At 62.3% G+C, this 21,192-nt stretch carries 17 protein-coding genes; 12 read left to right on the forward strand and 5 right to left on the reverse strand.

The genetic code is table 11. The annotated features are described in order from the left end of the window. Positions 1 to 336: 336 nt before the first annotated feature. From PAQ31011_RS00005 to PAQ31011_RS00020, 4 genes are read left to right on the forward strand one after another with little or no spacing between them, the layout of a single operon-like run. Positions 337 to 1,761, forward strand: coding sequence for a circularly permuted type 2 ATP-grasp protein (locus PAQ31011_RS00005; protein ID WP_174989815.1), 1,425 nt, complete (start codon positions 337 to 339; stop codon positions 1,759 to 1,761). A 33-nt stretch (positions 1,762 to 1,794) separates the two neighbouring features. After that, a complete protein-coding gene (locus PAQ31011_RS00010; RefSeq protein WP_150573909.1) occupies positions 1,795 to 2,793 on the forward strand; it encodes an alpha-E domain-containing protein in 999 nt (332 codons plus the stop codon). Between the two features lie 4 nt (positions 2,794 to 2,797). Then, the gene (locus tag PAQ31011_RS00015) at positions 2,798 to 3,604 is read left to right on the forward strand and encodes a transglutaminase family protein (RefSeq protein ID WP_150573910.1); all 807 of its coding nucleotides are present in this window, start codon (positions 2,798 to 2,800) and stop codon (positions 3,602 to 3,604) included. A gap of 50 nt (positions 3,605 to 3,654) precedes the next feature. Then, positions 3,655 to 4,503: a proteasome-type protease gene (locus tag PAQ31011_RS00020; protein WP_150573911.1), complete on the forward strand. Its 849-nt coding sequence runs from the start codon at positions 3,655 to 3,657 to the stop codon at positions 4,501 to 4,503. A gap of 61 nt (positions 4,504 to 4,564) precedes the next feature. Here PAQ31011_RS00020 and PAQ31011_RS00025 read toward each other — a convergent pair whose 3' ends face one another. The 3 genes from PAQ31011_RS00025 to uraH form a co-directional block, all read right to left on the reverse strand. After that, positions 4,565 to 5,935 carry an MATE family efflux transporter gene (locus tag PAQ31011_RS00025; RefSeq protein WP_150573912.1) on the reverse strand — a complete coding sequence of 457 codons (1,371 nt, stop codon included), beginning with the start codon at positions 5,933 to 5,935 and terminating at the stop codon, positions 4,565 to 4,567. 447 nt (positions 5,936 to 6,382) lie between these two features. Beyond that, positions 6,383 to 7,588, reverse strand: coding sequence for a urate hydroxylase PuuD (locus PAQ31011_RS00030; protein WP_150573913.1), 1,206 nt, complete (start codon positions 7,586 to 7,588; stop codon positions 6,383 to 6,385). Positions 7,589 to 7,628: 40 nt separating this feature from the next. Beyond that, entirely contained in the window at positions 7,629 to 7,979 is a 351-nt protein-coding gene (uraH, locus tag PAQ31011_RS00035; RefSeq protein ID WP_150573914.1) for a hydroxyisourate hydrolase, read from the reverse strand. A 448-nt stretch (positions 7,980 to 8,427) separates the two neighbouring features. Between uraH and PAQ31011_RS00040 the strand changes: the two genes are divergently transcribed. Together PAQ31011_RS00040 and PAQ31011_RS00045 are read left to right on the forward strand one after the other, a co-directional pair. Beyond that, positions 8,428 to 9,801, forward strand: a complete 1,374-nt coding sequence (locus PAQ31011_RS00040) for a nucleobase:cation symporter-2 family protein (protein WP_150573915.1) — start codon at positions 8,428 to 8,430, stop codon at positions 9,799 to 9,801. Continuing rightward, the gene (locus tag PAQ31011_RS00045; protein ID WP_150573916.1) at positions 9,801 to 11,159 is read left to right on the forward strand and encodes an 8-oxoguanine deaminase; all 1,359 of its coding nucleotides are present in this window, start codon (positions 9,801 to 9,803) and stop codon (positions 11,157 to 11,159) included. The genes PAQ31011_RS00040 and PAQ31011_RS00045 overlap by 1 nt, the downstream gene beginning before the upstream one ends. Positions 11,160 to 11,374: 215 nt before the next feature. On the opposite strand, the gene PAQ31011_RS00050 is transcribed toward PAQ31011_RS00045, so the two are convergent. Further along, positions 11,375 to 12,313: a LysR substrate-binding domain-containing protein gene (locus PAQ31011_RS00050; protein ID WP_039398644.1), complete on the reverse strand. Its 939-nt coding sequence runs from the start codon at positions 12,311 to 12,313 to the stop codon at positions 11,375 to 11,377. 244 nt (positions 12,314 to 12,557) lie between these two features. Between PAQ31011_RS00050 and PAQ31011_RS00055 the strand changes: the two genes are divergently transcribed. From PAQ31011_RS00055 to PAQ31011_RS00080, 6 genes are all read left to right on the forward strand, one after another. Continuing rightward, a complete protein-coding gene (locus PAQ31011_RS00055) occupies positions 12,558 to 14,105 on the forward strand; it encodes an ABC transporter ATP-binding protein (RefSeq protein WP_150573917.1) in 1,548 nt (515 codons plus the stop codon). A 113-nt stretch (positions 14,106 to 14,218) separates the two neighbouring features. Then, positions 14,219 to 15,325 carry an ABC transporter permease gene (locus PAQ31011_RS00060; RefSeq protein WP_150573918.1) on the forward strand — a complete coding sequence of 369 codons (1,107 nt, stop codon included), beginning with the start codon at positions 14,219 to 14,221 and terminating at the stop codon, positions 15,323 to 15,325. 10 nt (positions 15,326 to 15,335) lie between these two features. Beyond that, on the forward strand, positions 15,336 to 16,265 hold the full coding sequence (locus PAQ31011_RS00065; RefSeq protein WP_150573919.1) for an ABC transporter permease: 930 nt from the start codon (positions 15,336 to 15,338) through the stop codon (positions 16,263 to 16,265). A 90-nt stretch (positions 16,266 to 16,355) separates the two neighbouring features. Beyond that, complete coding sequence (locus tag PAQ31011_RS00070; RefSeq protein ID WP_150573920.1) at positions 16,356 to 17,504, forward strand: BMP family ABC transporter substrate-binding protein; 1,149 nt, start codon at positions 16,356 to 16,358, stop codon at positions 17,502 to 17,504. Between the two features lie 237 nt (positions 17,505 to 17,741). Continuing rightward, positions 17,742 to 19,337, forward strand: a complete 1,596-nt coding sequence (locus PAQ31011_RS00075; protein WP_150573921.1) for an ABC-F family ATPase — start codon at positions 17,742 to 17,744, stop codon at positions 19,335 to 19,337. 136 nt (positions 19,338 to 19,473) lie between these two features. Further along, on the forward strand, positions 19,474 to 20,907 hold the full coding sequence (locus PAQ31011_RS00080) for an aldehyde dehydrogenase family protein (protein WP_150573922.1): 1,434 nt from the start codon (positions 19,474 to 19,476) through the stop codon (positions 20,905 to 20,907). On the opposite strand, the gene PAQ31011_RS00085 is transcribed toward PAQ31011_RS00080, so the two are convergent. Further along, on the reverse strand, positions 20,888 to 21,103 hold the full coding sequence (locus PAQ31011_RS00085) for a DUF1289 domain-containing protein (RefSeq protein WP_150573923.1): 216 nt from the start codon (positions 21,101 to 21,103) through the stop codon (positions 20,888 to 20,890). The two genes, PAQ31011_RS00080 and PAQ31011_RS00085, sit on opposite strands and share 20 nt — an antisense overlap. Positions 21,104 to 21,192: the final 89 nt, after the last annotated feature.

Below are 21,192 nucleotides of genomic sequence, written 5' to 3' on the forward strand. Positions count from 1 at the left end.
GCACTGGGTGCTTCGAGGGAGACGGACCGGGGCGCCTTTCTGCAGCGAGTTGGGTTTATGTCTGAGCGGCGGAAAGGGGCTCCGGTCCGTTAGGGGGGAGGTTTTGGGGGGCGGGGGCGGGGGTAAACACAACAGACTGAGGCAAAACCCAGCTCCTATACTTCGAAAAACACTGACATGGTGCGCGTAGATGGGGGAGGGAGTGCGGGCGCACCGAAAGCGTGCGGAAAGGGTGAAAAGGATAGAAAACGGTGAAAAAAGGGTAAAAAAAGGGCGGATAAACAGCTCGGGCATGGATATTGCTCGATCTCGACACAGCAATCTGCGGAGAAGCGTATGGTCGAGAGCTATAACGAGATGGCGAGCATCACGGGTGCGACGCGTTCGCACTACCGGCGGTTTGACGACTGGTTGAAATGTCAGACAGACGATGTCTTGCACCATAAGCGAGCCGAGGCTGATCTGGCGTTCCGGCGCGTCGGGATCACCTTTGCTGTGTATGGGAATGAGGCGGGCACCGAGCGCCTGATCCCGTTCGATCTGATCCCTCGGATCATTCCGGCGCATGAGTGGCAGACCTTGCAGACGGGTTTGCGTCAGCGAGTCGAGGCGCTCAACAAGTTTATTCACGACGTCTACCACGAGCAGAACATCCTGCGCGCGGGGGTAATCCCGGCCGATCAGGTGTTGAAGAACGCGCAGTATCGTCCTGAGATGCAGGGCGTGGACGTTCCTGGCGATATCTACTCGCACATCGCGGGCGTCGATGTCGTCAGAGCGGGAACGGGAGACGATGGCGTCTTCTACGTGTTGGAAGACAACTTACGGGTGCCATCCGGCGTGTCGTACATGCTGGAGAATCGCAAGATGATGATGCGGTTGTTCCCGGAGTTGTTCGCGCGTAACCGCATTGCACCGGTGGAGCATTACCCGGACTTGTTGCTAGACAGTCTGCGCGCGGTGGCCCCGATCGGCGTGGACGATCCCACCGTCGTCGTCATGACACCCGGCATCTACAACTCCGCCTACTTCGAGCATGCGTTCCTCGCGCAGCAGATGGGGATCGAACTTGTCGAAGGGCAGGATTTGTTCGTCGAAGACAACCTCGTCTACATGCGCACGACCAACGGTCCGAAGCGTGTCGACGTCATCTATCGTCGTATTGACGACGACTTCCTTGATCCATTGGCCTTCCGAGCCGACTCGACGTTGGGTGTGCCGGGGTTGCTGAGTGTCTATCGTGCGGGGCGCGTGACGCTGGCCAACGCCATCGGTACAGGCGTCGCCGACGACAAGTCTATCTACCCGTTCGTCCCCGACATGATCGAGTTCTACCTCGGAGAGAAGCCGATCCTGAACAACGTGCCGACCTACCAGTGCCGTCGGCCCGACGACCTTGCGTACACCCTCGACAACCTCGGTGAGCTGGTCGTCAAGGAGGTCCATGGTGCGGGCGGCTACGGCATGCTCGTCGGTCCGGCATCCACCAAAGCCGAAATCGAAGCCTTCCGCCAGCGGCTTATCGCGAAACCCGACGGCTACATTGCGCAACCCACGCTGGCGCTTTCCGCATGCCCGACGTTCGTCGAGGCCGGTATCGCGCCGCGACACATCGACCTGCGGCCCTTCGTATTGTCTTCAGGCAAGGGTGTGACCATGGTGCCGGGTGGCCTGACGCGCGTGGCGCTCACAGAGGGTTCGCTGGTCGTCAACTCCTCGCAGGGCGGGGGGACGAAGGACACCTGGGTATTGGAAAAGTAAGGGAAAAGTAAGCGAAACTATCGGGAAGAGATCATGCTCAGCCGTACCGCCGACCACTTGTTTTGGATGGCCCGCTATATGGAGCGGGCTGAGAATACCGCTCGCCTGCTCGACGTCAACCTGCAAAACCTCCTGCTTCCGCAGGATGCCATCGACGACGAAGACGACACCGACATGACGCAAGTCCTCGCCGGCGGCATCGACAACGAAGCGGGCTGGCGCGCCACCTTGCGCATCTCCGAGCTGGAGCCGGCGTTCAATCGAAAACATGCGCGTGCGACGCGGGCCAACGTGCTCGACTTCGTGGTGCGCGACCCCGAAAACCCGTCGAGCATCGCCTGCTGTCTGGCGGCCGCGCGGGAGAACGCCCGTGCCGTGCGCGGCACACTCACCACCGAACTGTGGGAGACCGTCAACAGTACCTGGCTGGATTTCCCGCGCATCCTCGATCTGCTTGAGCGTGACCCTGCGCACCTGTTCGAATGGGTCAAAGTGCGTTCGCACCTCTCGCGAGGCGTGAGCTTCGGCACCTTGTTCCAGGACGACGCGTTCTACTTCACCCGGCTCGGCCTGTTCCTTGAGCGCGCCGACAACACCGCCCGCATTCTCGACGTCCGCTTCCACGAAGCCGTGCGTGCCGACAAGGCGGGGCCGGATGCGTCGCATCCGACCGACTTCTACTACTGGTCGGCCGTACTGCGCAGTGTCTCCGGCTTCGAAATCTACCGAAAAGTCTATCGCGACGTCATCACCCCCGAACGTGTGGTCGAGCTGCTGATGCTCAATGCGCACATGCCGCGCTCGTTGCTCGCATCGCTCACGGGCGTGTGCGAAAACCTTGCCACGCTCTCCAATGCCCAGTCCGGCGACGTCGAACGCTACGCGGGCAAACTTCAGTCCGAACTCAAGTACACCGACATCCAGCAGATCCGACAGCAAGGCTTGCACCCCGTGCTGACCGAATTCCTCGAGCGAGTCTCCGTGCTCGGTAACAAGATCAGTCAGACCTTCCTGATCCCGCTCGCCGCCTGATGCCATGCGCCTGACCATTCGCCACGAAACCACCTACCGCTACGACACACCGGTGCGCTACACCATCCAGCAGCTTCGGCTCACGCCGAGCGCGTCGGAAGTGCAGCGCATCGTGCAATGGCGACTGAGCGCGCCGGGCAAGCTTACGCCCGCGCGCGACGCCTTCGGCAACGATATGCATACGCTCGTTCTGCATCAACCGCACGACGAGATCCATCTGCTGGCCGAAGGCGAGGTCGAAACGACACCGCTCAACGACGGCAGGCTGGGGGAAACGAGCCACGCCGTACCAGTGTTATGCTTCGCCAGCCCTACGCCGTTGACGGGGCGCAGCGACGGCATCGACGCCCTGGCGGGCGACGCCGGGGTTGCCACGCCGGGAGAGTTGCTGGCGCTGGCGGCCGCCATTTGCGAGCAGGTCGACTACGAATCAGGGATCACCGCAGTGACCAGCACTGCTGCACAGGCGCTCGCACTGGGGCGCGGGGTCTGTCAGGATCATGCGCACCTCATGCTGGCCGTCTGCCGCGCGCGTGGCGTGCCGGCGCGCTACGTCAGCGGGTACATCGATCCGGGCGACGTGCCGCATGCGGCCAGCCATGCCTGGGTCGACGTGTGGGTGGATGGGGCAGGGTGGGTCAGCATCGACGTCACACATGCCTGCTTCGCCAGCGGCAACTACTGCCGTCTGGCGGTGGGGCGAGACTACGAATCAGCGGCACCCGTCAGAGGGATGCGTAGCGGTGGTGCGACCGAGAAGTTGCACGTATCGGTCAGCGTCGATACGACACCGCTCGATCAACAACAATAGCTTTTCAACGTAGCGAGGCGGCGCGCCTTGCACGGCAAGACAGGAACGACATGACGTATTGCGTGGCCATGAAGCTCGATGCCGGGCTGGTCTTTCTTTCCGACACCCGCACCAACGCGGGCGTCGATCATGTGAGCACATTCCGCAAGATGCTCGTCTTCGAGCGTCCGGGCGAACGCGTCATCGTGCTGCTGTCGGCGGGGAATCTGGCGCTGACGCAGGCGGTGCGCCAGCAACTGGTCGAGGCGCGCGACACAGAAACGCTGTGGACCGCCAAGACCATGAGCGACGTGGCGCGCGTCGTCGGGCAGGCCATTCGCGACGTCTACACGCGCGACGCCAAGTCGCTCGAAGCGTTCGGCGTCGACTTCAATTGCAGCTTTCTGCTGGGCGGACAAATCGCCGGTGCGCGCAGCCGATTGTTCCAGTTGTACTCGGCGGGCAACTTCATCGAAGCGTCCTCCGTCAATCCATACTTCCAGATCGGCGAGTCGAAGTATGGCAAGCCCATCATCGACCGGCTGGTCACGCCAGCGACGTCGCTCGACGACGGCGCGAAATGTGCCCTCATCTCGATGGACTCCACGCTGCGCTCCAACGTCTCCGTCGGATTGCCGCTCGATCTGCTCGTCTACGAAGAAGACAGTCTGCGCGTGACGCGCTTCGCGTCGCTCGACGACGAGAACGTCTACTACAAGATGATCCACGACACGTGGGGCTCGCGTCTGCGTCAGGTGTTCGACGAACTGCCCGAACCGCAATGGGCGACGTCCAGCGTGGCCAGCGTGCCCGCGTCGCTACCGCCGCGCGCCGAGCCGCCCGAAGGCATGCCCGGCGCGGACGAGCCGGGGAGCGTTCAGTCGCTTGCGCAGACCGTATCGCTCAAGATGCCGTCCTGACGACCGTGCGCAGATGCGCGCCGGCCTTTGACCGACAAGCATCCGCGCATCGGTGCACCTGTTACGCCAACCCGAGACTGCGGTGCTGCTTCCGATACAGCCATGCACTGACGGCGAGCGTCGCCGCTTCCGTGGCGAGTAGCGTGTACCAGATCGCGCCGCCGCCGAAAAGCGCGTCGAGCAACCAGAGAATGCCCAGCAGCAAAATCCAGCTGCGCAGCATCGCGATGGCTGCCGACGGGCCCGGTGCTTCCACCGCCGTCAGATAGCCCGCGACGATCAGATTGCCTGCCGCGGGCAGAAACGCCAGCGCGTACCAGATTACGGCGTGCTCCAGAATCGACCATGCGTCGCCACCGGCGGGCAGGAAGAGGAACGTCAGCGGACGCGCCAGCGTCGCCATAGCGACCGCGACGAGTAGCGAGAATCCCATCACCGCGATCACACCGAGACGGAACGACCCCTGAAGCGCCTTCGCATTCTGCGCGCCACGATAAAAGCTGATCATCGGCTGCATGCTCTGCACGAGTGCGACCATCGTCACCGTCGCCCCGAGTGTCATGTATTCGAGGATCGCGTAAGCGGCCAGCCCCGGCTCACCGAAGCTCGCCAGAATCACGCGGTTGAAGACGAACACCGTCACCGCCGGCGCGATCGCGCCGAGGAACTCCGACGCGCCGTTGTACATCGCCCGCCACACGTGCGTCTCTCCGCCACCGAAGGCGCGACGGGCCGGCACCACCTGCTTCGCCAGGAAGAGGTGATATGCGAACATCACGCTGCTCGACACCATCATCGACAACCCGGTGGCGAGCGCTGCACCGTGCATGCCCATCCCACGAACGACGATGAACCAGTAGTCGAGCGCCACGTTCGCGAGTGCGCCCATGAACATCGCATACAGACCGAAACGGGCGGCGGGTGCACCTTCGACGCGCAGGAACAACTCCATCGCGTAAAGACCGTTGGCAAACAGCACGAACCAGCCCCAGCCGGACAGATAGGCGACGACATCCGCCGTGATCGCGCCTTGCGCACCCAGGGCGGCCGCGATCTCATGCTTGAAGACGAGCACACCAGCACTCATCAGGACGCCCGAGACGAGCATCACCCACAGCACTTGCGAGAACGCACGACGCGCTTCCGCATGCCGTTGCTCACCCAGCAGACGGGCGATGAGCGTGGCACCCCCGACGCCCACCATCACGCTGACGGCGTACGGTACATAAAGCAGCGGCACCACGAGATTCAGCGCGGCCAGCGCTTGTTGACCGACATAGCGGCCGATAAAGATTCCGTCGATCAGCGTGTAGATCGTGTAGACCCAGCCGGAGAGGATCGTCGGAATCGCGAGAGACGTAAATTCCTTGAGCAGAGACGTCCGTGCGCCCTGCGAATGATTGCAATGATTGGTCGACGTGGAAAGAGACATGGTCCCCCCGATGACTTCGCACCGCGTCGTGTCGGGACGCGGCTCACCGTGGCTTGCACATCAAAGGCTTCAGAACTTCAGAGACTTCGGGATGGGGAGGGTTGTCGCTCACGCGCAAGCGATGGCGTAAGCGCTCCGCCCCGCTGCGTGACACCCGAGCGGGTGGACGTCAGCGAGGCAGTCAGACGGACGGAGGGAACATCGCCTGGTGCAGATGCACCCAGACGACGCCTTGCCGGGAGGAACAGAAAAGGAGGAAATTCATGATGTTTGTCGTTCGGCCCGGAAATCCGGGCGCGTATGACAGACACGCCGTGCTACGCCGAAGTTCCCTCACTTGGAGGACGTTTTAGGCAGCGCTTCGGCTGACATCATGGGAATGTCGCGATGAAAAAAGGGGCGCCGAAGCGCCCCAACATGGGTCCAGCAAGAAAGACGGTAATGCCGTTATTGTTGTGCGCCGCCGTTAAACCACGCGGCAATCTTCTGGCGCTCTTCATCGGTCATTTGCGTCACGTTGCCCAGGGGCATCGATTTGAGCGCGACCGATTGCTGATAAATGCGTTGTGCGTTTTGCGAGATCTCGGCGGGTGTATCGAGCATCACGCCGGCCGGTGCGCTACCCATCATCGTCGGCTTGGCCGAGTGGCAGGTGGCGCAACGTTGCGTGAGGATCGGCTGAATCTCCGAGAGCTTCACGGCCGGGGCAGCGGCCTCACCGTGTGCGCCAGCGGCAGGTGCCGGGGCGGGACGGGGGGCAGCAAACACGGCAACGCCTGCGAGCAGTGCGGCTCCGGCCACCGGCAGCGCGTACAGATTCTTGCCTGCGTGACGCAGCACGAAGAACTGACGAATCATTGCGCCTGCGGCCATGATGATCGTGAGGATCACCCAGTTGTACGGGTTGCTGTACGTGAACGCATAGTGGTTGCTGATCATGATGAACACGACCGGCAGCGTGAAGTACGTGTTGTGCACCGAACGTTGCTTGCCGAGCTTGCCCCAGATCGGGTTCGGGACTTCGCCCTTCGAGAGCGCGTCCACGCTCTTGCGCTGGCCCGGAATGATCCAGAAGAACACGTTCGCCGACATCGACGTCGCCATCATCGCGCCCACGATCAGGAACGCGGCGCGGCCAGCGAAGATGTGCGTCGTCGCATACGTTGCGGCCACCACGAACAGCGCCACACCGATGCCCAGCAGACGATCGTTCTTGCCCAGAATGCGGCACAGGAAGTCATAGACGAACCAGCCGCCGATCAGGAACGCGACCGCAAGGCCCACGGCCTGACCCGGTTGCAGATCCATCACGTTCTTGTCGATCAGATACGTTTGCGGTTGCAGCAGGTACAGCACGCAGAACAGGGCGAAGCCCGAGAGCCACGTCGTGTACGACTTCCACTTCGACCAGTGCAGATCTTCCGGCATCTGCGGCGGTGAATTCAGATACTTCTGGGCGTGGTAGAAACCGCCGCCGTGCACCGACCACATCTCGCCGAACACGCCTTTCTGTTTGTCCTCGGCAGCTTTGGGTGGCTTCAGACCATTGTCCAGCATCACGAAATAGAACGACTCGCCAATCCAGGCAATGGCCGCCACCACATGCAGCCAGCGCAGCAACAGATTGACCCAGTCGGTAATAAACGCTTCCATCTTATGTTCTCCTCAACTGCCTGACGTTCACGTTCGCGATTTAGCTACCGCGATACGTTGAAAAGCTCCACGGCGACACCAGAAGGGGCACGTGGTAATGCTGGGAAGGCTCCGCGATGCCGAAACGCAGCACCACGCGATCCACGAAGCGCGGCGACGGCACGTCCACGCCCTGCGCGGCGAAATAGTCGCCTGCGTGGAACACCAGCTCGTATTCGCCGGCGGCGAATTCCTCACCTTCGAGCAGCGGCTTGTCGCAGCGGCCGTCGGCATTCGTCTGCACGTCGCGCAGCGAACGGCGCTCGCCGTCCACGCGCCACAGCTCGACACGGATGCCCGCGCCTGGCTTGCCGTGCGATGTATCTAGTACGTGGGTAGTCAGTCGTCCCATGATGTCTCCTGTGATGGATGGGTGCATTGTAGGGAGATGGCGGCCCGGCAACGCGCGCAATACCAAAGATAAAAACGCGCACATACCCCCACATACTCCGTTATGCAGGACAAAAAAGATGACGCGCTTCAATATGGCATCGTGACGTCTGAAGCGTACGCCGCGTGCACCGGAATTGGGATTTTTTGGAGGACTATCGGATTCTGTTATCCGGCGTATAACGCCTGTCATATGAGCCGTTATCGCGACAGGAGACGGATCGCCCGGGAAGCCCAATGGTTACGTGCATGCTTGGGGAAAACCCGAGACGCAAGATAAGCATTCATGCATACGTTCCATGAAAAAAACACTATAGCCTCCGGTGGTCTTGCCGCAAAGTGCGTCGACCTGCACCATTGAGTCACCCTAAAAATAGACATTAAACAGCCCCCCGAGGGACGGAGACGCAATGAGTGTGACAACCAATACCGTGGATCCGGTCGATGAGCGACTGCCGATCGGAAAATTGTTCATGCTGGGCCTGCAACACGTTCTGGTGATGTACGCGGGCGCGGTCGCCGTGCCCCTCATCATCGGCGGCGCGCTGGGTCTGCCCAAAGATCAGATTGCGTTTCTGATCTCCGCCGACCTGATGTGCTGCGGCATCGCCACGCTGATTCAAAGCGTTGGCGTGGGCCGCTTCGGTATCCGTATGCCCGTCATCATGGCGGTCACATTCGCTGCTGTCGGGCCGATGCTCGCCATCGGCACGAACCCCTCGCTAGGCTTACCCGGTATCTTCGGGGCGACCATCGCGTCCGGAATCATTGGCACGCTGATCGCGCCGCTCGTGGGCAAGTTGCTGCGCTTCTTCCCGCCGATCGTGACGGGTATCGTCATTACGTCCATCGGGCTGACGATCATCGGCGTGGGCATCAACTGGGCGGCCGGTGGCGTGGGCAATCCCGACTACGGCGACCCGGTCTACCTCGGTGTGTCGTTTGCCGTGCTCATCTTCATCTTGCTGATCACGCGCTTCGTGAAAGGCTTCTTCTCGAACATCGCCGTGCTGCTCGGCATCCTTTTCGGATTCGGCATTGCACTGTTGCTGCATAAAGTGAACTTCGACGGACTCGATCAGGTGAAATGGTTCGACATCGTGCTGCCGTTCCACTTCGGTATGCCCGTGTTCGATCCGTGGGCCATCGTGACGCTCACCATCGTGATTCTGATTACCTTCATCGAATCGACGGGCATGTTCCTCGCGTTGGGAGAGATCGTCGGTAAGCCGGTGGATGAAAAGGCGCTGGTCGCCGGCCTGCGTGTCGACGGCGTTGCCACGGTCATCGGCGGCCTGTTCAACACCTTCCCGCATACCTCGTTCTCGCAAAACATCGGCCTTGTTGGCGTCACCGGCGTGAAGAGCCGCTGGGTGTGTGCCTCGGCCGGCGTTATCCTGCTGGTGTTCGGCCTGATTCCGAAGATGTCGGTCGTCGTGGCGTCCATTCCCCAGTTCGTGCTGGGCGGCGCAGGTGTCGTGATGTTCGGCATGGTGCTCGCCACGGGTATCAAGATCCTGTCCAAGGTCGACTACTCGCATAACCGCTACAACCTGTATATCGTGGCCATCAGCATCGGCATGGCGATGATTCCGGTCGCGTCGAACAAATTCTTCGCGAAGATGCCGGAACAGCTCGCGCCGTTGCTGCATAGCGGGATTCTGCTCGCTACGCTGTCCGCCGTGATCCTGAACGCCTACTTCAACGGCTTCAAAGCGCCGGTGACGCATGGCAACGGCCACGGCGAGAAAAACGGATCGGGTATGGGGCTGGAGGCGCATTGATGAAAACGTTGCTCGTCAAGAATGCCGAAGTGCTGGTCACGATGGACGCCGGTCGCCGCGAAATCGCGCGCGGCGGGCTGTACATCGAAGACAACCGGATCGTGGCCGTCGGCACCAGCGACACGCTGCCGGCGAGCGCCGACGAGGTGCTCGATCTGACGGGGCACGTCGTCATTCCCGGTCTGGTCAACACGCACCATCACATGTACCAGAGCCTCACGCGGGCCATTCCGGCCGCGCAGGACGGCGAGCTGTTCAACTGGCTGACGAACCTCTATCCGGTGTGGGCCAACCTCACGCCGGAGATGATTCGCGTCTCCACGAAGACAGCGATGGCCGAACTGCTGCTCTCGGGCTGTACCACGTCGAGCGACCATCTCTACATTTACCCGAACGGCTGCAAGCTCGACGACAGCATCGAAGCTGCTGCCGAGATCGGCATGCGCTTTCACGCGAGCCGGGGCAGCATGAGCGTCGGTCAGAGTCAGGGCGGATTGCCGCCCGACCGCGTGGTCGAGCGTGAAGACGACATTCTCAAAGACACGCAACGCCTCATCGAGACGTATCACGACGAAGGCCGTTACGCGATGCTGCGCGTGGTCGTCGCGCCTTGCTCGCCGTTCTCGGTGAGTCGCGACCTGATGCGCGAGTCGGCCACGATGGCGCGCCACTACGGCGTGTCGTTGCACACCCATCTGGCCGAGAACGTCAGCGACATTGCCTATAGCCGCGAGAAGTTCGGCATGACGCCGGCCGAGTATGCGCAGGATCTAGGCTGGGTCGGTCACGATGTCTGGCACGCCCACTGTGTTCAGCTCGACGACGCAGGGATCGCGCTCTTCGCGAAAACCGGCACCGGTGTGGCGCATTGCCCGTGCTCGAATATGCGGCTCGCGTCGGGCATCGCCCCGATTCGCCGGATGCGCGATGCAGGCGTGCCCGTCGGACTGGGCGTGGACGGCTCGGCGTCCAACGATGCGGCGAGCATGATTAACGAAGCGCGTCAGGCGCTGCTGCTGCAACGGGTCGGATTCGGCCCGAGCGCGATGACGGCGCGCGAAGCGCTGGAAATCGCGACGGTCGGCGGCGCGCGCGTGCTGGGGCGCGACGACATCGGCGTGCTCGCGGCGGGCATGGCGGCGGATTTCGTGGCGTTCGATACGCGTGGCGTCGGCATGGCGGGCGGTCTGCACGACCCCGTGGCGGCGCTCGTCTTCTGTAATCCTGGACAAGCTGCGTACAGCGTGGTGAACGGACGGGTGGTGGTGCGAGAAGGGCGTCTGACGACGCTCGACCTGCCGTCGCTCGTCACGCGTCACAACGCGCTGGCGCGGCAACTGGCCGAGGCTTCCCGGTAAGGCGTTGCCACACCGGCCGCACATTCATGGTGTGAGGTCGCGGGACGGCTCACCCCAATCGGCAGATTCGGGTGAGTCGGTTCCGGCGTGGCGATGGGCAAGCGGGAAGTCGGGGTGGCGTTCCTGTGCATGGGGAACGCTGCCGTGCGGTTCGGCGGGGCGGTGGGGGCCGCTCCGCCGGTAAAAACGGCACAGCCCCTTGGGTTGAATCGATGTCAGGACGGCGTACGCGATTCCAGCAGCGTGCGCGTCGCATCGGAAATCACACTGCGCAGCCAGCGCACTTCGTCCGAGTAATGCGTGCGCTCGTGCCACAACTGGTAGTACTGCATCGGCGGGAAATCGATGGGCGTCTCCAGCACCGTAAGCGGCAGGAATTCCGCGTAGTGGTCGGCAAACAGGCGCGTCGTCGTGAAAATCAGATCGGATTTCAGCAGGACATACGGTGCCAGATTGAAGTACGGAATCGTGACGACGACATTGCGCTTCAGACGCTCGCGCGCAAGGTGCATGTCGATCGCACCGCGCTGGGCGACGGAGTAGGGTGTCGGCGCGAGGTGCGGGCTGCCGAGGTATTGCTCCAGCGTGAGCCCGCGCTTGGCATACGGATGCGTATTACGGACCAGACACACGATCTGGTCGACGAACAGATTCGAGAGGTGAAGCTGCTCGGGCGGTTCCGGCCAGTTGCCGATGACGATGTCCACCTTGCCGTCTTCGAGCGCGTGTTCGTAGTCGAAGGCGGGGCCGAGCGAGTGCAGTTCCAGTTGTGCGTTGGGGGCTTGCTGGCGGAAACGTTCGACGACCGTCGGCACGAACAGCGTATTCAGATAGTCGGGCGAGCCGATGCGGAACGTGCGCACCGTCGTGGCCGGGTCGAAATTCGATTGCTGCACCGTGATGCGCTCGATTTCGCGCAGTGCGTTTTGCGTCGGCTCCAGCAGCGACTGACCGTATTCGGTCGGCACCATGCCCGATTTGCCGCGAACCAGCAGCGGATCGCCGGTAATGTCGCGCAAACGGCGCAGCGCAGCGCTGATCGCCGGCTGCGACTGATTCAGTTTGACGGCCGCACGCGTCACGCTGCGCTCGATCAACAGGGTGTGAAGAACGCGCAGCAAATAGGTGTCAATCGGTTCGCGGTTTTGGCTCATGAGAAATATAACGATCCGGATATGTCGGACCCTGTAGTGCATAAGTAAATCATTATGAAGGACAAGGGTGGGGGCCTCTATAGCGGAAAGTCCCTATCACTAAACTAGACGCGCGTCGTTCGTAAGGTGGCCTTAGATGTCCTTGTTAATGACACAGACTCGACATTTCGCCGCGAATTGGGTATTTTCGGACCGCCCAAGCCCCGAACTCAGACTCAGTCAGACTCCGCCAGTGACCCTTTCCATGCAATCGACGCCACGTCTGGCGCTGACCGGCATCACCAAACGCTATCCGAGCGTGGTGGCCAACGACGACATCGCGTTGAGCGTATTGCCCGGCGAGATCCACGCGGTACTGGGTGAGAACGGCGCAGGTAAGAGCACGTTGATGAAGATCATCTACGGCGCCGTGCGCCCCGACGCCGGGGAAATCCTCTGGGAAGGTCAACCGGTTCGCATCGATAGCCCGGCGGCGGCACGCAAGCTCGGCATCGGCATGGTCTTCCAGCATTTCTCATTGTTCGAGACGCTGACCGTCGCCGAGAACATTTCTCTTGCGCTCGACGACGCAGGCCGCGACCTCAAGGCGCTGGCCAAACGCATCCGCGAGGTCTCGACCCAGTACGGGCTTGAGGTCGATCCGCTGCGCCACGTTCACAGCTTGTCCGTCGGCGAGCGTCAGCGCGTGGAGATCGTGCGCTGCCTGTTGCAGAATCCGCGTCTGCTCATCATGGACGAACCGACCTCGGTGCTCACGCCGCAGGCCGTCCAGAAACTCTTCACGACGTTGCGCCGCCTCGCCGCCGAGGGATGCAGCATCGTCTATATCAGCCACAAGCTCGACGAAATTCGCGACCTTTGCGACCGCGCGACCGTGTTGCGTGGTGGACGCGTGTCCGGTCACGCCGTGCCGCGCGAGGAAACCGCCGAGACCCTGGCGCAGATGATGATCGGACGTGCATTGCCGCAGATCGAACGTCGCGCGCATCAGCCGGGCGACGTGCTGTTGTCGCTCAAGAACCTCTCGATGACGAGCGAAGACCCGTTCGGGACTTCGCTGCATGACGTCAATCTCGATGTGCACGCAGGCGAAATCGTGGGGATCGCGGGGGTGTCCGGCAACGGGCAGGCCGAACTGCTGGCAGCGCTCTCGGGCGAGGCGCGTGCACCGCATGCCGAAGCCATCGCGCTGCATGACCGTGCGGTCGGTCGCATGGGCGCGGCCACGCGGCGACGGCTCGGGCTCGCCTTCGTCCCCGAGGAGCGGTTGGGACGCGGCGCAGTGCCGAGCATGTCGCTCACGGATAACGCCTTGCTGGGTGCGTCAGGCACGGCACATCTCGGCTTGCTTCGCGGGGGATGGATTCGTCGCGGCACGTTGCGCAAGTTCGCCACGTTGTGCATCGAACGCTTCAACGTGAAGGCGGGCGGCCCGGACGCCGCTGCGCAAAGCCTCTCGGGCGGCAATTTGCAGAAGTTCATCGTCGGACGCGAGATTTTGCAGGAGCCTCGGGTGCTGGTGGTGGCGCAACCGACGTGGGGTGTGGATGTCGGGGCTGCGGCCTTCATCCGTCAGCAATTGCTGGATTTGTCTGCGCGTGGCGTGGCGGTGCTGGTGCTGTCCGAAGAACTCGACGAGCTGTTCGAGATTTGCGACCGGATTACTGTGCTGGCGCAGGGACGTTTGTCGCCTGTGCGCAAACCTGCGCAGACCGACGCGCGTGAGATCGGTCTGTGGATGGCGGGGATGTTCCCCGGTGGCCCGGGAGAACGCACCGCAACGGCCGCCTGACGGGCAAACACGGGCGCGCGCGGCATTTTCCGTTTTCGACGTGTTCCGTTGCTTGACGAGCGACCGCTCGCCAGCCGGAACACCGTAATGCTTTCATCGATTCATCAGACACCATGTTCGATATCACGCTTGAGCCACGGCCAAGTCCTTCCCGCACCATGCGGCTCGTTATGCCGCTGGTGGCCACGCTCATCACGTTGGCTGGCGGCGTGCTCATCTTCAGCTTTCTCGGCAAGAATCCAGCGCAGGCGATGGCTGCATTCTTCCTCGCGCCGATCAGCAGTCTGAACGGCTGGTCGGAGCTGCTGCTCAAGGCGTCGCCGCTGTGTCTGATCGCGTTGGGGCTCGCCATCGGCTATCGCGCGAACGTCTGGAACATCGGCGCAGAGGGGCAGTTGTTGCTCGGCGGGATCTTCGCGTCGGGCGTGGCTATCCACTTCGACGGCCACGGCGGTGCGTGGCTGCTGCCGCTGATGATGGCGGCCGGTGCGCTCGGCGGCATGCTGTGGGCCGCCATTCCGGCGCTGCTGCGTGTGCGCTTCAACGCCAATGAGATTCTCGTGAGCCTGATGCTCACCTACGTCGCGACGCAGTTGCTGATCTATCTCGTCAGCGGACCGTGGCAAGACCCGCATGGAATGAACTTCCCGCAGTCCATCAACTTCAGCCGCGACGCGCTGTTCCCGCGCTTCTTCGGCGACTGGCACTGGGCGACGTGGCGGGGTACGCGTCTGAATGCCTCCATCTTCATGGCCGTGGTGGCCGTGCCACTCGCGTGGTTCTTCATGCGCAAGAGCTTCGCGGGATACCGCATGGAAGTCGGCGGTCTCGCACCGCTCGCTGCACGCTACGCCGGTTATTCGGAACCGCGCGCGGTCTGGCTCGCGTTGCTGATCGGTGGCGCGGCCGCCGGGCTGGCCGGAACAGGCGAAGTCGCGGGGCCGGTGGGACAATTGCAGGCGACGTGGGCACCGGGGTATGGCTTCACGGCGATCATCGTGGCGTTCGTCGGCCGCTTGCATCCGGTGGGCATTGTGCTGGCGAGTCTGCTCATGGCGCTGCTGTATCTCGGCGGCGAAGCGGTGCAGACGTCGCTCCAGCTGCCCAAAGCCATCAGCGGCGTGTTCCAGGGGCTGCTGCTGTTCAGCCTGCTGGGCTGCGACGTGTTTGTGAACTACCGACTGCGTCGGCGCGCTCGTGCGCTGACGCGTGACGCCTGAGGAGCGCAGCATGGACTGGATCAATCTGCTGACGCCGCTGGCCGCAAGCGCGGTGATCGCCGCCATCCCCCTGATGCTCGCCGCGCTGGGCGAACTCGTCACCGAAAAATCGGGCGTTCTCAATCTCGGCGTGGAAGGCACGATGCTCATGGGGGCTATCGGCGCGTTTGCCGTCACCGTGCAAACGGGCAGCCTCTGGCTGGGTGTCATCGCCGGTATTGCGTCGGGCGTCGTCATGTCGGCCGTTTTCGCGTGGCTCACGCTCTCGCTGATGGCCAATCAGGTCGCCACAGGTCTGGCGCTGACGATCTTCGGCATTGGCCTGTCGGCGTACGTCGGCCGTCCGTATACCGACGCGACGATTCCGATGTTGCGCGACATGCCGATTCCGGGGCTGTCGTCGATTCCGGTGCTGGGCGCGTCCATCTTCTCGCTCAATCCGCTGGGCTATCTCTCGGTCGCATTGCTCGCGGCGATTGCGTGGTTCCTTTACCGTACCCGCGCCGGTCTCGTGCTGCGCTCGATTGGCGAAGCGCCCTCAGTCGCCCATGCCATCGGCTATCCGGTGGTGCGGATTCGTTATTTCGCGACGCTGTTCGGCGGTGCCATGTCGGGACTCGCCGGTGCCTATTACTCGGTCGGCTATTTGCGTCTGTGGCAGGAAAACCTGACGGCCGGACGTGGCTGGATCGCGCTTGCGCTGGTGGTCTTCGCCACATGGCGGCCGGGACGCACCGCGCTCGGCGCGCTGCTGTTCGGCGTCGTGATGGCGCTGCAATTTCAGGCGCAGGCGATGGGCATTCGCATCCCTTCGCAAGCGCTCGCAAGCCTGCCGTATCTGGCAACCATCGTGGTGCTGGTGATCATTTCACGCAACCGTCAGACGATTCGCCTGAACGCCCCGGCATCGCTGGGCAAACCGTTCTTTGCCGGGTCCTGATGCCTGGGTGGGTGATGGGTTGGCGACAGCGTGCACGTAGCAAGCGATACAAGCATTTCACTGAAACAATCGATGACGAGGAGAAAATCGATGCGACGTAAAGTCCTGATCACAATGGCAAGCCTGGCCGCCGCCATGCTGGTCTCCGCCTGCGGCAAGCAGGAGAACACGACCACCAACGCACCGGCGGCAGCGTCCGACGCGCAGGCGTCTGCGGCACCGGCGGGCAAGGGCACGATGGCTGTGGCGTTCGTCTACATCGGCAACCCGGGTGACGCAGGCTGGACCTTTGCGCATGAGCAAGGCGCGAAGGCCGTTGAAGCCAAGTACGGCGACAAGGTCACCGTGACCCGCGTGGAAAACGTGCCGGAAGGCGCGGACTCGGAGCGCGTGTTCCGCGATCTGGCGAGCAAGGGCAACAAGCTGATTTTCGGCACGTCGTTCGGCTACATGGATTCGATGGTCAAAACGGCGGCCGACTTCCCCGACGTGACGTTCGAGCATGCCACGGGCTTCAAGTCGGCACCGAACCTGGGCACGTACGACGTGCGTACGTACGAAGGCGCGCATCTGGCGGGCGTGGTTGGCGGTTACACCACGAAGTCGAACGTGATCGGCTACGTGGCGTCGGTGCCGATTCCCGAGGTGATCCGCAATATCGACGCGTTCACCATCGCCGCGCGTGAAGTCAATCCGAAGGTCAAGGTGAAGGTCGTCTGGATCAATAGCTGGTTCGATCCGGGCAAGGAGCGTCAGGCCGCAGAATCGCTGGTGGGTCAGGGCGCAGACGTGCTGATGCAGAACGTCGACTCGGCCGTGGTCATGCAAGTGGCCGAAGAGAAGAAGATTCACGCCTTCGGCTGGGATTCGGACATGAGCAAGTTCGGCCCGAACGCGCATCTGGCATCGGCCGCCATCGACTGGAGCAAGTACTACATCCGCACGGTCGACGAAGTCATGCAGGGCACGTGGAAGAACACGCCGGTCTGGGGTGGCATCAAGGAAGACGAAATCAACCTCGTCGCCATCAACGACAAGGCCGTGTCGGAAGCGGCCCGCAAGGCCGTGACGGCGCGTCACGACGCGATTCGCGACGGCAAGTACGACCCGTTCACCGGCCCGCTCAAGGGGCAGGACGGCAAGGAAATCGTGCCGGCGGGCAAGACCCTCAATGACGACGAAAAGCACCAGATCAACTGGTTCGTGGAGGGCGTCGAGGGCACGCTGCCGAAGCAGTAAAGGTGGATGCCGCCTCGTGTGGCAAAGCCAACGAAAAAGCCGCCGGCCGATGCTGGCGGTTTTTTTATGGATGGGCGGTATTTATGTGGTTGTCGATGGCCGGAATCTGTTCCCCGCTCAGGAAGCTTCACAAGGTGTGACGCCGTACACAGGGCGCGTGACACGCATCGGTGTTAAAATGTCAGGTTTCGTGGCGCAATTTCGTGCCGCCGCAACTCATCTCCCCGGATACCGCCTGTGCTGTCTACTGCCAATATCACGATGCAATTCGGCGCCAAGCCGCTCTTCGAGAACATCTCCGTCAAGTTTGGCGGGGGCAACCGCTATGGCCTGATCGGTGCCAACGGTTGCGGCAAATCGACGTTCATGAAGATCCTCGGCAGCGACCTTGAGCCGAGCGCCGGCAACGTCATGCTCGAACCGAACGTGCGTCTGGGTAAGCTCAAGCAGGATCAGTTCGCGTATGAAGACATGCGCGTGCTCGACGTCGTGATGATGGGCCACACCGAAATGTGGGCGGCCATGAGCGAGCGCGACGCGATCTACGCGAATCCGGAAGCGACCGACGACGACTACATGCACGCGGCCGAACTCGAAGCGAAGTTTGCCGAGTACGACGGTTACACCGCCGAAGCGCGTGCGGGCGAGCTGCTGCTGGGCGTGGGCATTCCGACGGATCAGCATCAGGGCCCGATGAGCAACGTCGCGCCGGGCTGGAAGCTGCGTGTGCTGCTGGCGCAGGCGCTGTTCTCGAATCCGGACGTGCTGCTGCTCGACGAACCGACCAACAACCTGGACATCAACACGATCCGCTGGCTGGAAGACGTGCTCAACGAGCGCAACTCCACCATGATCATCATTTCGCACGATCGCCACTTCTTGAACGCCGTGTGCACGCACATGGCCGACATGGACTACGGCACGCTCAAGATTTACCCGGGCAACTACGACGACTACATGCTGGCGTCGGCACAGGCCCGTGAGCGTCAGATGGCGGCGAACACCAAGGCGAAGGAACGCATCACCGACCTGCAAGACTTCGTGCGCCGCTTCTCGGCGAACAAGTCGAAGGCACGTCAGGCGACGAGCCGCCTCAAGCAGATCGACAAGATCAAGGTGGAGGACATCAAGCCGTCGTCGCGTCAGAACCCGTTCATTCGTTTCGAATTCGAGAAGAAGCTGCACAACCTCGCGTTCGAATTCGATGGCATTTCGAAGGCCTACGACCGTCAGATCTTCAAGAACTTCACGGGCGCGGTGCGCGCGGGCGAACGTGTCGCGATCATCGGTGAGAACGGTGCCGGTAAGACCACGCTGCTGCGCAGCCTGATGGCCGATCTGCCGGTCGACGGCGGCAACGTGAAGTGGGCCGAAAACGCGAATATCGGCTATTTCCCGCAGGATACGTCCGAAGCGTTCCCGGAAGATCAGACGCTCACCGACTGGATGACGCAGTGGGGCAAGGAAGGGGACGACGATCAGGTGATCCGTGGCTCGCTCGGCCGTCTGCTGTTCGGTGGCGACGACGTGGGCAAGTCGGTGCGCGTGCTGTCCGGTGGTGAAAAGGGCCGCATGATCTGGGGCAAGCTGATGCTCGGCCGTCACAACGTCATGATGATGGACGAGCCGACCAATCACATGGACATGGAATCGATCGAATCGCTTCAGATCGCGCTCGACAAGTATCCGGGCACGCTGATTTTCGTCTCGCATGACCGTGAGTTCGTGTCGGGTCTCGCCACGCGCATCATCGAAGTGAAGAACGACGGCACGCTGGTCGACTACGCCGGGACTTACGAAGAGTACCTGGCCAGCCAGGGCGTGGAAGTCTGAGGCTCGCTAACGTTCGGTAGCTAAGCTGTAAAGTGGTATCCGGAGCAGGGCGCTTGCATCGCAAGCGCCCTGTTTGCGTTTACGTCGGGCGGACTACAATAACCCTTCGTTGCTCAACGCCAGCAGGAGGCAATGCATGAAGACGTACGACAAGTTTTTCATCGACGGACAGTGGGTGACGCCGGTCGGGCGTGGCACGCTGGACGTCTTTCATTCCGCCGACGCGAAGCTGATGGGCCGCATTCCCGAGGGCGCGTCGGAAGACACGGAAGCTGCGATTGTCGCCGCGCACAAAGCGCGTGATGCATGGGCGGCGACACCGGCTGCCGAGCGCGCCGGTTATCTGCGCAAGATTGCGGCGGGCCTGAAGGCACGCACCGACGAACTGGCGCAAGTGATGACGGGCGAGACCGGTATGCCCATCAAACTCGTGCGCGCCATTCAGGTCGGCGGTCCCGTGTATCACTGGAACAAGTACGCTGAGCTGGCCGAATCGTTCGAGTTCGAGGCACGCGTCGGTAATTCGCTGGTGGTGCGCGAGCCGGTCGGTGTGGTGGGGGCGATCACGCCCTGGAATTACCCGCTGAACCAGATCACGCTCAAGGTGGCACCGGCGCTGGCTGCCGGGTGCACCGTGGTGTTGAAACCGTCGGAAGTGGCACCCTTCAATGCATTCATTCTGGCCGAAGTGATCGAAGAGGCAGGACTGCCGCCGGGCGTGTTCAATCTGGTGACGGGGCTCGGTCCAGTTGTTGGCGAGGTGCTGGCAAGGCATCCGGATGTCGACATGGTGTCGTTCACCGGATCGACGCGCGCGGGCAAACGCGTGTCGGAGGTGGCGTCGCAAACCGTCAAACGTGTTGCGCTGGAATTGGGCGGTAAGTCGGCCTCGGTAGTGCTCGACGATGCGGACCTCGCCGCAGCCGTCAAAGGAACGCTCAACGCCTGCTACCTGAATTCGGGGCAGACGTGTTCCGCACACACGCGGATGCTGGTGCCAGCGTCGCGCTATGACGAGATCAAGGCGCTGGCGAAAGACGCCGTGGCGCGTTTCACGCTCGGGGATCCGCGCGAGGAAACGACGCGTCTCGGGCCGCTCGCGTCGTCGGCGCAGCGCGAGCGCGTGCAGACATATATCCGCAAGGGATTGTCGGAAGGTGCCGAGTTGATTGCCGGCGGGGACACGGTGCCCGAAGGCTTCGAGGCAGGCTTCTTCGTACAGCCGACGGTGCTGGGGCGTGTGACGCCGGATGCCACGGTCGCACAGGAAGAAATCTTCGGTCCCGTGCTGTCGATCATCACGTATCAGGACGAGGCCGACGCAGTGCGCATCGCCAACGATTCGATCTACGGGTTGGGCGGTGGCGTGTGGTCAGGCGACGAGGCGCGCGCGGTACGTGTGGCGCGTCAGATTCGCACCGGACAGGTCGACATCAACGGCGGGGAGTTCAACGTGCAGGCCCCGTTCGGTGGATTCAAGCAGTCGGGGCACGGGCGTGAGAACGGCGTGTACGGCTTCGAGGAGTTCCTCGAGTACAAGTCGCTTCAGTTCAAGTCTGCGAAGTCGTAGAACCGCTGTCGCAAAAGCGCATTGCCGTGCCTTCGCGGGTGATGCGCTCCCACACCGCCGCCTTCTCTTGCTCGGTGAAAAACACCCAGTTCGAGACTTCGTACGCGGTGCGGCCGCAACCTTTGCAGACGTCGTCGAAAAGTGTCGAGCAAACGCCAATGCAAGGGCTGTCGGGGCGGTCGTGCAATTCGGACATAAGGGAGAATTCGGCCAAGTCTGGCGGGGGTGACACAAGATGTTGCCATTATCGCATCGATGGCCGGGGCGGTTTCGATTCCCCTACGG

Origin of the sequence: Pandoraea aquatica (assembly GCF_902459565.1) — a bacterium.
In the GTDB taxonomy this organism is placed as follows: domain Bacteria; phylum Pseudomonadota; class Gammaproteobacteria; order Burkholderiales; family Burkholderiaceae; genus Pandoraea; species Pandoraea aquatica.